The sequence below is a fragment of the Vibrio sp. 10N.261.55.A7 genome, from assembly GCF_002877365.1.
Lineage (GTDB): Bacteria > Pseudomonadota > Gammaproteobacteria > Enterobacterales > Vibrionaceae > Vibrio.
The window spans coordinates 23,922-38,244 of record NZ_MCWZ01000024.1; the positions used below are offsets into that span (position 1 = coordinate 23,922).

Sequence of the window (14,323 nt, forward strand, 5' to 3'; positions counted from 1 at the left end):
AGATACGGTGACAAACAGTTTGTCTATGGAGGCACAATGGAACTGCATAATAGAGTCGGAGAAGTGGCGCGAATGGCTGACAACCTAACGCTTAGAGAAGTCGCAGAAATGGGCTTCACCATCGACCTTTGTGATGAAGGATATGACCCTTCAGAGCATTGGACAATGGAAGTGTCGTCCAAGGGTTTAAACAAAGACAACCGAGAAGACTAACGCTGCTGACTTAATGCCCAAGGCTCAAGACTTAAGGCTCAATACTCAAGGCGCCACCCCGATTAGAGTGGGGACACTTATAAGCGATAAACATTGTCTGAAAAGAGCGATAACCGTTTGTTTCACGGTATCGCTCTTTATTTTTTTCGTTTAATTTTCACCTTCTATTGTCTGTAGGGTGCAGCGAATCCGCGAGAAAGCCGACTAGGTAATCGGCTTATCAGATCTATTGTGCGATTCACTTCTACCCTGTACTCGTTCATCCCTTTAAGTGGTGTATTTAGCGTCTCGATTGGCGAGAGTGATGACTGGGCTTAATCGTGAGATAGAGTGTAACCACGGCCCATACTCCAACAAGCAGCCATAATTGTGAGAACTGACTTGAGACTTGCGGCCAACTTGCCCCCATCTGATTCAACGATAGAAATCCAGGAATGGCTGAGCTACTCGGGAATATCTGAGCCAACCAGTTTAAGGCGGGTGGGATCATTTCTGGTGGCCAAATAAACCCAGCAAGAAAGATAAGTGGCATTGAACTGATGAGTACGACAACCGTAACGTATTCGCTTCTTGGCACCCAGTTGCCGAGCGCGTAGCCAATGAAGCATGACGCGAGCAAAAAAGGCACTAATAAAGCGATGAGTTCACCTGGATTGGCGAGCGTGTTTATTCCGTGCATGCTGAAACTGCTGCCAAAATAGAACGCGCTCATCACCAGATAAACCGCAACCAACATCAGCGTTCTTATTGAGAGCACGGTGATCTGTGTTCGATAACTCCATGACTGAGCGACGTCTTTTTGCGCGGCAACGAGTAACCCTGCTGCCATTACCAAGGTTTGTTGCAAGATAAGCACAAACACCGCGGGGACAACGTAGTCAACGTAGCCCATACGTGGGTTAAACGTTGGTTTTAGGTTTGATTCTACGCTGGTGTATTGATGGCTTGCGGAGATAAGAGGCGCGCCCTCTGCAAGCATTTTGGATATTTTAACTTCTGCCCCGAGCGTTGCCCCAGTTTGCGCTAAGCCTTCTACAAGAGTGCCGTACACTAGGAAATAAGACGCATCACCGGCATAGGCGAGGGTAGGGCTTACACCGAGCATGAGATCTTTGTAGAAGTTTTCTGGAATAACCAAGATACCGCTGACTTTACCGTCAATAAACGCCAGTCGTGCATCTTCAATACTGTGGTCTCGCCGGGTAATGGTCACTTGAGGGGTAGCGTCGACCATTCTTTCAAGCTTCAAACTGATGGCGCTTTTGTCGAGGTTAACCACCGATATTTTTTGCTCTAATGGCGATTGCTGTGCATAGGGCAATGGGTAAAGGAACGAATAGAATATGACGCCTCCAAACACCGTCAAAACGACGGCTTTATTGGTAAGAAAGGCGACTATTTCCTGTTTCAGCAACGTTAAAAAACTCATAGTGCGCGCTCCTTAGAGGCTGAAGATAAAGAGGCATCCTTTATCTCTTTAGACTGACTCTCTGCGTTCCCCATTGCGGGAGTGCTAACCAAAGTTGACTGCTTGAGACGCACTTTTATCAGCGCAATACACCCGACAGCGACGACGAAGTAACCGAGCATTGGAAGTAAATGTTTGACCGATTCCAGTGTGGTCAGTGCATAGTTGGCCTGAGAAACCTGCACCTCAATGTAGTGGCTGATGGGCAGCAAGGAACGCCATCCCTGCGCGATGATGTTCATGTCTGTTACTGGGAATGTGATGCCCATAAAAGCAAAGCTTGGCGCCGTAAAAGCACCAGCAAAACTCATCGCGCGAGTCGCATCTAACGTTAAGAAAAAGAACAAGCATCCCATGATGATGCATGACAAAACGGTTGCCCACTGCGCGATAATAATAGCGAAAATAGAACCATGAAACGGCCAATCGAGCCAAACGTAAAACCACGCAAGAAAGAGCGCGCCTTGAATGGAAAAAATGATGGCTGCCCCTTTTAGCGTATGGATCAGTTGCATTGTTGGTGAGTGTGCAAGCCATCGGTCTAGAGTGCGATGATGGCGCAAGTTTGTTGCTAATATCAGTATGGTACTGGCCACCATAACGACCTGCCATAATGCTGGGACAATCGCGGTCACTAGAAACTGCCCGTAATGGGTGTTTTTGTTAAAAAGCGCCGTAATTTGAGTTTGGATCGGCACCGCCTTTGCCATGGCGGATCGAATGGTTGTATCGCCACTGGTTAGCTGTTTGCCGGTTTCGATTGACGCATTGAAATAGCCCATTGATTGTGTGACGGCTGAGCTTATCAAACGCCCGACCAAGATCGCCTGCGTGTTATAGAAGGTCGACACCTTAGGCTTGGCTTGTTTGTAGATCGTTTTATCGAAATTCTTTGGTATCACCATATAGGCGTAGATATCACTTTCGATGAGCGCTTGTTTCGCTTGCATCACATCGCTGTAGACGGTTTCCACGCTTAACGTTGGAGAGGCGTCGAGCTGGTGAGTCAATTGGTATGACAGTGACGAACGTGATAGATCGACGACACCAATAGGCAGGTCACGAGCAATACCAGAGGAGAATATCCCCCAGATACACAACGCCAAAGCGATGGGTATCCAAGTTATGCAGGCAACGAGCCATCTGTCGTTCTTAATAATCTGGTACTGCTGTTGTAAGTGCTTCATGCTAATTCACTGAGTTTTCGCTAGGTAACTCAACCACAAGACTCATCCCCATGCGAAATGGCAGATCGGTCTCGACAGGGTGTGCTTCGACTTCAAAGGTGCGGAGATCGAAACCTTGAGAGGCGTCTGTTGAGCGCCACGTTGCGAAATCGCCCATCACGGCAGTATGCGTAACAGCAAAAGTGACGGTTTTGTCTAGTGCGGGTAAATAGGCGTCAAATTGCGAGCCTTTCGCGAAGTGTTTTAGGTAATCTTCGCGCACGTTGAGAACGGCCCATGCATCTTTGGTGTCTATCACGGTAACCACAGGGAAGCCTTGCGGCGCAAGTTCGCCACTTTGAAGTAATACTTGCGAAACCTCGCCATCAAACCAACTCTCGATTTGTGTGTCAGCAGCGAATGCTTCCACTTCTGCGACAGCGCCAGCTGCCATCACCGCTTTTTCGGCCGCTGCTAATTTGGTCTCATCACGCGCGCCTTCTTTGGTCATCTGATACATTTGAAATGCAGCACTTTGAGAGTATTTGGCCGCTTGCCACTGTGTTTTCACTTCGTCGCGCTTTTGCTCGGCAACCACGCCGTCATTGAATAAGCTGTTCACTCGTTGATAGGTCTTTTCAAGCAAATCAGCCGCGGCTTTCGCTTTTTGCCATTGATCTTTGGCCGCTTGGATTTGTTGGGTACGAGCGCCTTTGTTCGCTTCTGAAGCCAGAGCCCCCGCTGCTTTTTCTCCGGCGATCGCTTGAGCAAGTTTCGCGTCGATTTCTGGGCTGTGCAGCGTAAAGATCAACTGCCCTTGCTCCACCGTATCGCCTTTGCGAACCATCACTTGATCAACACGTCCTGCTACCTTCGAGGAAATGCTGTATTGCTGAGCTTCTATCATGCCTTGCAATCGAATCGGTTTAGGTTGGTAAGCCTGATAGAACCCAACGCCAACCCAAGTAACAAACCCCGCAACAAGAAGTGACGCCAGTATTGGTTTTAGAGATTTCATAGTGATTCCTTGTTTGAAGAGCGAGACGTGTTTAAGGGTTGGTTGTTATTGGTGTCTGAAAGCAGACTAACGGTTATATGGCTGTTGGACTGATACTGCGGGTAAGTATTCATTTCGCTTGTCAGCGCCAAAAGCTTGGTGAGAGAGACAAGGTATTGGAAACGAGCAGCGGATTGCTGGGTCTGAATACTGGCCAAATAAAGTTGGGCATCGACCACCTCAAGTGAGGTAGATAGACCTTGCTTAAAGGCTTTCTCTCGTAAACTTAGGTTTTCACCCGCGAGCGCAATGCTTGATTCAAGCCCAAGCACTTCATCGATGGATTGCTGCGCTTCAAGGTAGGTTTTCTGCACCAGAACCGAGAGGTCTTCACGTGCTTGCGACTTTAAGTGACGAACTTGTTGCACCATGCTGTTAGCAGCTTTCACTGTATCGCTGCGGCCTGATGTTTCGATGATGGGAATGCTCACGCCGACGCCCACCATCCAATCGGGTTTCATTTGGCTCGCCAACGTGTCGTCTTCATGCAAACTGTAATCACCATAGAGGTAAACCTCAGGGTAGTACTTTCCTTTCTCCGCTTTAATAAAACTGCTGGCCTGCAGCTCTTTGGCATTCAACAGATCTAAACCAGGGTAAGTGTTGAGCGTTTGGTCGATGAAGACCTGCATCGGAGGCAGAGATTGATTGATAAACAGGGCATCTGATGGATCAACGACACTGGATTGCGCCAGAATCTTACTCAGTGCTGATTGGGCGATGTCTAAGTTGCTTTGTGCTTTTCGTGTATCGACTTTCGCTTTATCAAACGATGCCTCTGCTTGAAGACGCTCAACTCGCGCTATTTGGCCTTGTTGTTCTAGTTTGACGGCGAAGTCGAGGTGCTGAGCGAGTCCACTCTCCACGGCTTTTCGAGTTGTCAGAACTTCTCGCGCTAGCACCACTGAGAAATAATACTTGCTCAAGTCTTCATAGCGCGCTTGGGTTTCCATCTCAAACTGACTCTTCGCTTCTGCAGTTTGACCTTTTGCTGCATCTTGCGCTGCCGTGATACGGCCACCAGTAAAAATAGGCCAAACCGCTCGAATAGAGGACGTGAAAATGTCTTTCTCTGCCACGGTTGTTTCAATGCCACCGAGAATGGGCAACAGGCTCGACATCATAGCCGCTGACGCGCCGCCAATATGAGGGAAACTGGTTGCTTCGGCCAGTTGTGAACCCGTTACGGTGACGTCGTTATCGAGTCGTGTGTAGTTCGCGCCCAGTGTGACAGAAGGAAGGTTGAGATTCCCTTTGGCTTGCTCTAAGTGCTGGTAGCTTTCTACGTTGGCTTTTTGTGCGGCAAGCGAATGGTTGTTTTCTTGTAAGAGCTGCCACGCCTGATCAAAGGTGATGGGAGCAGCCATTGCTGAAGTTGAGGTCAGGCTTATGATGAGCATGCTCAACGATGAAATAGAATGTCGTATCATTCTGAATACCAGAAATTAGAGTAATAACTCTAATATACAGGATTTACCAAATAGTGCGATGCTTTTTACACCAGTTAAATCTAATCAATGACGGTAAGACAGAGTAGGGGTGTGGGTCGATGAACGACAAAAAAAGCCTGAGACTTATATAGGCTCAGGCTTTCAATGAGTGGATGACTCAATCACTCAATCACTCAATCACTCAATAACTATTGCTTAGTGAGTTACTGCATCACTTTTTGGTTCACTTGCTCAAGCAATTGAAGCTTGCTTTGCAGCATTAAAGTGTTTTGGTTGAAGTTACCAGGGTTCAACACTTGGCTGTTTTGCATTGGGTAGCCTGGCAGCGTTGCCATGAAGTCTTGAATTTGCCCAGCGACTGGAACAAATAGCCACATGTTGTCTGCCATCCAACGTAGGTACATGCCAGATTCGTGTGGTGCTTTCTCGAATGGGTCAGCACGTAGGTGAACAACTTGTGGCCAGTTTGGTTGGAAACGAACGGCATCAACAATGTTGCCTTCCATGACCGCGAATGAAATCTTGAAGTCATTCCAACGCACTGCGTTTAGCTCGGCATTCGCAGAGAAGTAAAGCATGCTCTCACGCGGGCCTTTGTCTTCTTTGCCTTCAAAGTAAGGTAGGAAGTTGTAGCCATCTAGGTGAACACGCCAATCTTTATTGTTGTAACGAGCACCTTTATCAGACGCGAGTTTCTCAACCACTTTATCATCGCCCGCAGCGGCGAGAAGGGTTGGAATCCAGTCTTGGTGACCCATGATGTCGTTGATCTTAGTTCCTGGTTCGATTGTGCCAGGCCAGCGAACAAGTTGCGGTACACGCATACCACCTTCAAAGGTTGTCCCTTTTTCACCGTGGAAGTAGGTTGCGCCGCCATCAGGCCAAGATACGGTTTCTGCGCCATTATCCGTTGAGTAGATAACAATGGTGTTGTCAGCAATGTCTAGCTCATCAAGTTTGTCTAGAAGAATGCCCACGTGGTCATCGTGCTCTAACATACCGTCAGCATAGATACTGATGCCTGAAGCGCCCTGGTATTTCTCTTGTAGACGAGTCCAAACGTGCATGCGAGTGGTGTTGTGCCAAATGAAGAACGGCTTGTCCGCTTTCACCGCTTTTTCCATGAAGGCTAGAGATTCTTCTAGGAACTCTTCATCCGCGTGCTCCATACGCTTACGCGTCATAGGGCCTGTATCTTCGATCTTACCGTCAGCAGTAGACTTGATGACACCGCGAGGGCCAAAGTTCTTACGAAACTCTGGGTCTTTCGGGTAGTAGTATGTTTCTGGCTCTTCTTCCGCGTTTAGGTGGTATAGGTTACCGAAGAACTGGTCAAAACCGTGGTTCGTTGGAAGGTGTTTATCTTGGTCACCCATGTGGTTCTTACCGAACTGAGCCGTCATGTAGCCTTGCTCTTTCAGAAGGTCAGCAATCGTAGGCGCCCAATCTGGAATACCGTGGTCAGAGCCTGGCATACCAATAGTCAATAGACCTGTACGGAAAGGTTCTTGACCCGTTAGGAATGCAGCACGGCCAGCAGTACATGACTGTTGACCGTAGTGGTCAGTAAAGAGTGCGCCTTCGTTAGCAATACGGTCGATGTTCGGTGTTTCGTAACCCATCATACCGTTGTTGTATGCACTGATGTTGAATACACCAATGTCATCACCCCAGATAGCAAGAATATTGGGTTTTTCAGCGGCAGTCACTGCTGTAGATGCGGCGAGTAAGCCAACGCCCAATGCAAGTTTATTGATTTGGGTAGCCATAAGGACTCCAATTGTTGTTAGTGATTAATGCGTTACAACCACGCATCGTTGGCGGAACATTAATCTCTATTGGCGAATTTGTCCTTTTATAGTGACTATAACCAATTGTTATGTGTCGACATTAAGTTATTGTTATTTAATGGTATTTTAATTAGTTGGTGTAACTTGAGAATCAAATTGGGTGTGATCTGAGTCAAAAGAAGACTCATGATGAGAAAAATCTAAGATTCAAAATTGAGAATCAAAATAACAAAAATATTAATAACTTAGTTAACCTCGATTCTGTTCGAAAAGTGAACTATATGTTTTAGGGCAGGACGCAAATAACTTAAAAGAGGTTTCTATGACAGCAAGATATGGTGTCAAACGTCGGTTGGCTATTCTAGCCACCACATTAATGGGGGTTGCGGGCACGAGCTTCGCCGCAGACAAACCGAACATACTGGTGATTTGGGGCGATGATATTGGTCAATCTAATGTCAGTGCCTACACGTTTGGTCTAATGGGTTACAAAACGCCAAACATCGATAGCATCGCCAAAGAAGGCATGATGTTTACCGATTACTATGCAGAGCAGTCTTGTACTGCAGGCCGTTCAACGTTTATTACAGGGCAAAGTGTTTTAAGAACAGGCCTAAGTAAAGTAGGACTGCCAGGCGCTGACATTGGCTTGCAAGCCGAAGATGCCACCATTGCAGAGCTGTTAAAACCAATGGGCTATATGACAGGCCAATTTGGTAAAAACCACCTTGGCGATAAAGACGAATTTCTTCCAACAGCACACGGGTTCGACGAATTTTTTGGCAACCTTTACCACCTGAATGCCGAAGAAGAGCCAGAGAACGAGGATTACCCGACCGATCCGGAGTTTCGTAAGAAGTTTGGCCCTCGTGGGGTAATTAAGTCTTTTGCTGATGGGAAAATTGAGGACACCGGTCCATTGACTCGTAAGCGTATGGAAACCGTCGATGAAGAAACGCTTGAAGTCGCGCTAGATTTCATGGACAGAGCGGTCAAAGCAGATAAACCATTCTTTGTTTGGTGGAATGCCACTCGCATGCACTTTAGAACACACGTTAAAGAAGGCAACCTAGGCAAAACGGGGATCAGTTACTACGCCGACGCGATGGTTGAGCATGATAACCACGTTGGGGAGTTACTGAAAAAAGTCGATGATTTGGGCATTAAAGACAACACCATTGTTTTCTACTCTACGGATAACGGTCCACACATGAATTCGTGGCCTGATGCGGGTACCACTCCATTCCGTGGCGAGAAAAATACCAACTGGGAAGGCGCATACCGTGTTCCTGCGATGGTACGTTGGCCGGGTAAAATTGAAGCGGGCGTTGTTTCTAACGAAATCATGCACCACATGGACTGGATGCCAACCTTCCTTGCGGCGGCAGGTGATGACCAAATCAAAGAGAAACTGCTCAAAGGGCATCAAGCTGGAGACAAAACCTTTAAGGTTCATCTTGATGGATACAACTTCCTGCCTTACCTAACGGGTGAAGAGCAAGAAAGCCGTCGAGCAGAAATTTTCTACTTTACGGATGACGGTGATCTGGCGGCACTGCGTTATAACAACTGGAAAGCAGTGTTTATGGAGCAGCGTGCAACAGGCACCATGGCTATTTGGGCGGAACCGTTTGTAACGCTCCGATTGCCTAAGCTGTTCAACCTGCGTATGGACCCATACGAGAACGCCGACATTACATCGAACACCTACTATGACTGGCTGCTTGATCATGCCTATATGTTTGTTCCAGCTCAGGCTTATGTAGGGGAGTTTCTAAAAACCTTCCAAGAGTATCCGCCGCGCCAAAAGGCTGCGAGCTTCTCTCTTGACCAGGTTATGGAAAAGCTCCAAGAAAACCCTAATAAATAGTTAGGTTATCAATAACAAGGGGCTCTTTTGAGCCCTTTGTTTGATATACGTATCAAAACCCATTTAAATTGTTCTAAAACCTTGTCTAGAAAGAAAAAAACCCTCTATCTTTGAATGATTATTTGACTCTATTCAACAGCAAGGAAAGCTATGGATCGCAGCGCGGTTGCTCAATCATGTCGAGTGTTTTTGGTGTTTATTACTCTGTTGCTCTCTGCCCCTTCTCTTTACGCGACGAATCATTTGGAGTCGAGCAAAGTTAGTTACGTAGGTAGTGACGCTTGTATCGATTGCCATAACGACGAAGTAATCGCTTGGCAAGGATCGCATCATGATATGGCGATGAAACACGCGACTGAGGAGACCGTTCTTGGTGACTTCAACGATAAGACGGTAACTCATAAAAGCAAAGCTAACCGTTTCTTCCGAAAAGGCCAAGAGTTTTGGGTCTACATCCAAGGGCCGGATGGAAAGTTTCAGGATTACCAAATTAGCTACACGTTCGCATTTGAGCCCTTGCAGCAATACATGGTGGAGTTTGAAGACGGACGAGTGCAACTCATTCCTTTCGCATGGGACTCTAGAAGCGAAAAAGAAGGAGGACAGCGATGGTTTCATTTGTACCCAGACACCACGGTGACGGACGAGTTTTATTGGACCAATACGGGTCAGAACTGGAATTTTATGTGTGCCGATTGCCACTCGACCAATCTAGAAAAGAACTACAGCATAGAGAGCAATACTTACAATACGACGTGGTCGGAGATTAATGTCGGGTGTGAGGCTTGCCATGGGCCTGCTAGCCAACACATTGAACTCGCAGAGTTGAATGCCGCTCGAAAGAGCTCTAATGACGGGTTTAGTGCCACAACCCATTACGGCTTTAATCGTAACCTATCAAAGGCTGTGAAAGAGTGGGTCTATCAAGAAAATCAATCCACATTACAACCGAAAGAAATCATTGAAACCAATCAGCTACAGACGTGTGCTCAATGCCATAGTCGGCGAACACAATTGAATGAAACGGGGGATCATGTCAAAGGGTCATTCTTTGATAAGTATCGACTCAGTCTGATTACCCCAGAGCTCTATCATCATGATGGTCAAATCTTTGATGAAGACTATGTTTACGGCTCGTTCCTGCAATCAGCCATGGCAGAAAAAGGCGTAACGTGTACCAACTGTCATGATCCGCACAGCGCTAAACTGAAAATTCCAGAAGAAGCCGTGTGCAGTCAATGCCACGTTGCATCGGAATACACGCCAGAAAACCACACCTTTCATCAAGCGAACACCGAAGCGTCAAAATGCACCACCTGCCATATGCCCGAAACGACTTACATGGAAGTTGACCCGCGCAGAGATCATAGCTGGCATGTTCCCAGAGCAGATATCAGCCAGCACATCGGCACGCCCAATGTTTGTACCGCGTGTCATGAGGACAAAGACGCAGCGTGGGCAGACAAGCAGGTCAGTGAATGGTTTCCTCAATCCAAGTACCGAAATCAACAGCACTTTTCTGTCGCATTTTATGCGGATTCCATTGGTCATCGAGGAGCGTCTGATGCGCTCGCGTATTCAGCGCAAGACTCTAGTCTTAGTGACATCATTCGGGCATCGAGCCTTGAACGCATGGCGGGGAATACAGGGCAAAATACGCTGGTTTCTTTAGCGAGAGCGGTAAAGCATGACAACGAAATGATCAGGCTGGGCGCAATTGCAGGTTCATCAGGGTATCCATTTAAAGACCGTTGGCAGATTTTGGAGCCGCTGCTAACCGATTCAGTGCTATCTGTTCGGGCAGAAGCGGCGGGCGCTCTGGTCACTTATTGGCAAGAGATGACATTATTTGAAAGAGAAGCGCTTAACACGGCACTGGAAGATTATATTGAGATTCAGAAATTCAACGCTGACAGAGGATTTGGGCGAACGAACCTAGGGAATGTTTACCGCTCTCTTGGGCAATATGAGTTGGCGGTTGATTATTACCAAGGAGCAATCGGGATTGAGCCATATTTCGAAAACAGTTATGTCAATTTGGCGGATCTGTATCGAATGCAAGGCGATGAGGATAAAGCGATTGAAACACTGGCCTTAGGGTTGGCGGCTCAACCGAATTCCAGCGTATTACCCTATAGCCAAGGGTTAGCACTGCTCAGGATTAAAGAGTATCCCCAGGCTCGTCGGTTATTGAAACAGGCGGCAGATAATGCGCAGCAAAACCCACAATATTGGTATGTTTATGGCCTGGCAATGGAAAGTGAAGATGTACTGCTCGCCAGTGACGCACTTAGTAAGGCGTATCAATTTGGAGGAAATCCGCAGTACCTTTACGCACAGTGTGAAGTGCTGGCTCGTAACTTCAAAACAGGTCGAATTGAGCAAGCGTATAACCAATGCATGTTGTCTCTTGGCAGTATCGCGCCCAAAGAGGCCATGAGTCGACTGAAGGCTTTAGCAGAGTCACGGCAGCTTTAAGTGTAAGTGTATGAGCAAGAGCAAGAGGGTAAAAAGAGTCACGTTGTCATGCCTAAAAAGGTGTGGAAACCTTGTCTCGGTATGGTGTGTATAACCAATAGTTATAAAGCTTGTGAGTAGGATGTACACAGCCAGATTAAATGGAAGGGTGAACGATGAATCAAGCACAACAAGCGATAAACCAACTCATTGAGCAGACAGAAAAAAGTGTCATTGGGCAAAGCCATGTCGTACGAGCGTTGGTTATTGGTTTACTAACCAACGGCCATGTCTTGTTAGAGGGGCTGCCTGGTACGGCAAAAACTCGGTCTGTGAAATCGCTCGCCAATCTGTTGAATACGAGTTTTGGACGCATTCAATTTACTCCGGATCTGTTGCCTTCTGATGTCACTGGGACAGAAGTTTACCAAGATCTCGATGGCAAACCGCAGCTCCATTTTCAGGCTGGTCCTATATTCAATAGCATCGTCTTAGCTGATGAGGTCAATCGAGCTCCTGCCAAAGTACAGGCTGCATTGCTTGAAGCCATGGCGGAAGGGACCATTACCGTCGGTGGTCAAACCCATGTTTTACCCGAACTGTTCATGGTGTTGGCCACTCAAAACCCGGTCGAACAAGAAGGCACCTACCCACTTCCAGAAGCGCAAATGGATCGCTTCATCATGAAAGTCTCCGTAGATTACCCGGAAGATGAGGCTGAGCGAGAGATCATTCGCCTTGTACGCCGAGAAGAAATGTTGGTTGAAACCTTGGAAGGAACGTTGGTTGAGGCGTCGAGCCAAGCGAATGAAGAAACGCATTCGGTCGATGCTCATCCTCTGCACATTGAACCTGAACTTGTGATCGAAGCGAGACGTCAGCTTCCAAATATTGAAGTGTCAGAACTGGTTGAAGATTACATCGTAGCGCTGGTGATGGCGACGCGTAAACCAGAACGGTATCACGAGACTTCGTTGTCTAAGTGGATAGACATTGGCGCAAGTCCGAGAGCGTCTATTGCACTTGACAAGTGCGCTCGAGCCAATGCTTGGTTAATGGGTCGTGACCATGTCACGTTAGATGATGTGAGAACGATGCTCCCTGCGGTGCTTGGTCATCGCTTTACACTTTCCTACGACGCACTCGCTGATGGAATCAGTCATCAACGCGTGGTTGAAGAGTTACTCGATCACGTAGAAATCGGATAACCTGGGGGCAACATGGCTAAGCCACAGAATCCTCCCAAGCCCGACAGTCATGATGAACGCTTATATTGTGATTACGCTCGCTTAGTACGCCTACAAGCTCAAGCCGAGGCATTTTCACTGCTGCCGCACTTAAAAGCGGGGAGTGTTTTATCAGGACGCCATCACTCTCTGTTTCGAGGTCGTGGTCTCAACTTTGAAGAGTTACGCCACTATCAGTTGGGGGATGATATTCGCAACCTTGATTGGAAAGTCACGATGCGGACTGGAAAACCTCATGTGCGTAGCTACACCGAAGAAAAAGACCGTAACATCATCATTTGTGTGGATCAGCGTAGTGCGATGTTTTTCGCATCAAATCAGGTGATGAAGTCTGTGGTGGCGGCTGAAATTGCGGCTTTGTGCGGCTGGCGCGTACTCAAAGATGGTGACCGAGTTGGCTTTATCGTCGCCTCATCAAAAACCATTACGCATTCTAAGCCTCAGCGTTCACAAAACGATTTGTTAGCGCAATTGAAACACCTAGTGAAAGCGAACCAAAGCTTAGATGTGAATTCGGTAAACAGTGATGATGTGAGTTTTGACCATTGGCTCAAAGTCATAAAGCGTTCAGGGCTGAAGCAATCAACACTGATTTTTATCAGCGATTGGCGCGACTGTTCTGAGAAGAACTTAGACCACCTTAAACAGCTTCAACGCCACAATGACATTCTTTCGGTGATGGTGAGCGACCCACTTGAACACGCTTTGCCTGATGAAGTGGCGAAGGCGAATTGGGTTGTCGGTGATGGACGATTTCAGCTTAACCTAGACAGCGCTTCCAAGGTCTTTAGTGCAAGCGAGGGGCTGACTAAAAAAGCCAATATTCAAAAAAAATCACTTAGCCGCCTAATGGCCGTAAAGCAGCTTCCCTTTATAGAACTGAATACGTCGGGAGAGCACATTGCTCAATTCCAAAAGTGCATTGGGGGGCGATAGATGAGTGTCGAACATACCCCACCGAGCACTTATATTCTCAGAGAACTTCATGACGTGGCCGTGCCCGACAGTATCAGTTGGATGCCACAAACCATCGGTTGGAAGGTTGTTTCTGTACTGCTGATGATTGGCGCGATTTATCTGTCTTATCGATTTGTACTTCGTTGGTGGAATAATCGATACAGAGGTGAAGCGCTAGCGGCATTAAAGACCATCTCTATCGAAGACAGTCATGCACCTAACAAGGTATTTGCCATTTTAAAGGCCGTGCTTCGATACATCGAACCGGGGCACGCCAATTTGTTTGGCCATGATTTTCTTGAACGGTTAGAAGGCTATCTTCTGTCCTCTCAGTCTAGGGTTGGATTGGATGAGGAAACAGCACACATCTGGATGCGCAGTTTAGAAAGCCGATCAATTGAGCTCACAAAAGAGCAAAAGCAAGCGCTGATTGCGTACTCAGAGTATTGGATTACACAGCATAAAGTCGCGGAGGGTAATCAATGAACCTCGCCCTCTTATTCGATAATTTATCGGCTTCAAGTTTTGAATTTTCGTATCCGCTTTGGTTTCTTATTCTGCCACTCCCTATTGTGGTTTACCTGCTTGTTCCTGCCTACCGAACGAAGCAGATGGCTATCAAGGTTCCATTCTTTGATGACTTAGTG

At 47.2% G+C, this 14,323-nt stretch carries 11 protein-coding genes and 1 pseudogene; 7 read left to right on the top strand and 5 right to left on the bottom strand.

Translation table 11 applies throughout. From position 1 onward, the window contains the following. Positions 1 to 36 precede the first annotated feature (36 nt). The gene (locus BCU12_RS23410; protein WP_198599236.1) at positions 37 to 213 is read left to right on the top strand and encodes a hypothetical protein; all 177 of its coding nucleotides are present in this window, start codon (positions 37 to 39) and stop codon (positions 211 to 213) included. A 280-nt stretch (positions 214 to 493) separates the two neighbouring features. Here the strand turns inward: BCU12_RS23410 and BCU12_RS02720 are convergent, their stop codons facing one another. The 5 genes from BCU12_RS02720 to BCU12_RS02740 form a co-directional block, all read right to left on the bottom strand. After that, entirely contained in the window at positions 494 to 1,642 is a 1,149-nt protein-coding gene (locus BCU12_RS02720) for an ABC transporter permease (RefSeq protein WP_102402853.1), read from the bottom strand. Then, on the bottom strand, positions 1,639 to 2,868 hold the full coding sequence (locus BCU12_RS02725; RefSeq protein WP_102402854.1) for an ABC transporter permease: 1,230 nt from the start codon (positions 2,866 to 2,868) through the stop codon (positions 1,639 to 1,641). Before BCU12_RS02725 ends, BCU12_RS02720 begins: the two co-directional genes overlap by 4 nt. A 1-nt stretch (position 2,869) precedes the next feature. Beyond that, complete coding sequence (locus BCU12_RS02730) at positions 2,870 to 3,865, bottom strand: efflux RND transporter periplasmic adaptor subunit (RefSeq protein ID WP_102402855.1); 996 nt, start codon at positions 3,863 to 3,865, stop codon at positions 2,870 to 2,872. Then, a complete protein-coding gene (locus BCU12_RS02735; RefSeq protein ID WP_241909729.1) occupies positions 3,862 to 5,304 on the bottom strand; it encodes a TolC family protein in 1,443 nt (480 codons plus the stop codon). The genes BCU12_RS02730 and BCU12_RS02735 overlap by 4 nt, the downstream gene beginning before the upstream one ends. Before the next feature lie 254 nt (positions 5,305 to 5,558). Further along, positions 5,559 to 7,124 carry an arylsulfatase gene (locus tag BCU12_RS02740; RefSeq protein ID WP_102402857.1) on the bottom strand — a complete coding sequence of 522 codons (1,566 nt, stop codon included), beginning with the start codon at positions 7,122 to 7,124 and terminating at the stop codon, positions 5,559 to 5,561. A gap of 343 nt (positions 7,125 to 7,467) precedes the next feature. Here BCU12_RS02740 and BCU12_RS02745 point away from each other — a divergent pair, with 343 nt between their 5' ends. From BCU12_RS02745 to BCU12_RS02770, 6 genes and pseudogenes are all read left to right on the top strand, one after another. Further along, the gene (locus tag BCU12_RS02745; protein ID WP_102402858.1) at positions 7,468 to 9,015 is read left to right on the top strand and encodes an arylsulfatase; all 1,548 of its coding nucleotides are present in this window, start codon (positions 7,468 to 7,470) and stop codon (positions 9,013 to 9,015) included. A 150-nt stretch (positions 9,016 to 9,165) separates the two neighbouring features. Then, positions 9,166 to 11,493 (top strand): tetratricopeptide repeat protein, encoded by a 2,328-nt coding sequence (locus tag BCU12_RS02750; protein ID WP_102402859.1) that lies wholly within the window; start codon positions 9,166 to 9,168, stop codon positions 11,491 to 11,493. 155 nt (positions 11,494 to 11,648) lie between these two features. Then, positions 11,649 to 12,680, top strand: a complete 1,032-nt coding sequence (locus BCU12_RS02755; RefSeq protein ID WP_102402860.1) for a MoxR family ATPase — start codon at positions 11,649 to 11,651, stop codon at positions 12,678 to 12,680. A 12-nt stretch (positions 12,681 to 12,692) separates the two neighbouring features. Further along, a complete protein-coding gene (locus BCU12_RS02760; protein WP_102402861.1) occupies positions 12,693 to 13,655 on the top strand; it encodes a DUF58 domain-containing protein in 963 nt (320 codons plus the stop codon). Further along, entirely contained in the window at positions 13,656 to 14,162 is a 507-nt protein-coding gene (locus BCU12_RS02765; protein ID WP_102402862.1) for a DUF4381 domain-containing protein, read from the top strand. Then, positions 14,159 to 14,323 (top strand): annotated as a pseudogene (locus BCU12_RS02770) (aerotolerance regulator BatA); the annotation flags it as partial. The gene BCU12_RS02765 and the pseudogene BCU12_RS02770, both read left to right, overlap by 4 nt.

Excerpts from the sequence above, each read along its gene's own strand:
- BCU12_RS23410 (WP_198599236.1), top strand. The coding sequence starts at position 37 with ATGGAACTGCATAATAGAGTCGGAGAAGTGGCGCGAATGGCTGACAAC.
- BCU12_RS02720 (WP_102402853.1), bottom strand. The coding sequence starts at position 1,642 with ATGAGTTTTTTAACGTTGCTGAAACAGGAAATAGTCGCCTTTCTTACC.
- BCU12_RS02725 (WP_102402854.1), bottom strand. The coding sequence starts at position 2,868 with ATGAAGCACTTACAACAGCAGTACCAGATTATTAAGAACGACAGATGG.
- BCU12_RS02730 (WP_102402855.1), bottom strand. The coding sequence starts at position 3,865 with ATGAAATCTCTAAAACCAATACTGGCGTCACTTCTTGTTGCGGGGTTT.
- BCU12_RS02735 (WP_241909729.1), bottom strand. The coding sequence starts at position 5,304 with ATGCTCATCATAAGCCTGACCTCAACTTCAGCAATGGCTGCTCCCATC.
- BCU12_RS02740 (WP_102402857.1), bottom strand. The coding sequence starts at position 7,124 with ATGGCTACCCAAATCAATAAACTTGCATTGGGCGTTGGCTTACTCGCC.
- BCU12_RS02745 (WP_102402858.1), top strand. The coding sequence starts at position 7,468 with ATGACAGCAAGATATGGTGTCAAACGTCGGTTGGCTATTCTAGCCACC.
- BCU12_RS02750 (WP_102402859.1), top strand. The coding sequence starts at position 9,166 with ATGGATCGCAGCGCGGTTGCTCAATCATGTCGAGTGTTTTTGGTGTTT.
- BCU12_RS02755 (WP_102402860.1), top strand. The coding sequence starts at position 11,649 with ATGAATCAAGCACAACAAGCGATAAACCAACTCATTGAGCAGACAGAA.
- BCU12_RS02760 (WP_102402861.1), top strand. The coding sequence starts at position 12,693 with ATGGCTAAGCCACAGAATCCTCCCAAGCCCGACAGTCATGATGAACGC.
- BCU12_RS02765 (WP_102402862.1), top strand. The coding sequence starts at position 13,656 with ATGAGTGTCGAACATACCCCACCGAGCACTTATATTCTCAGAGAACTT.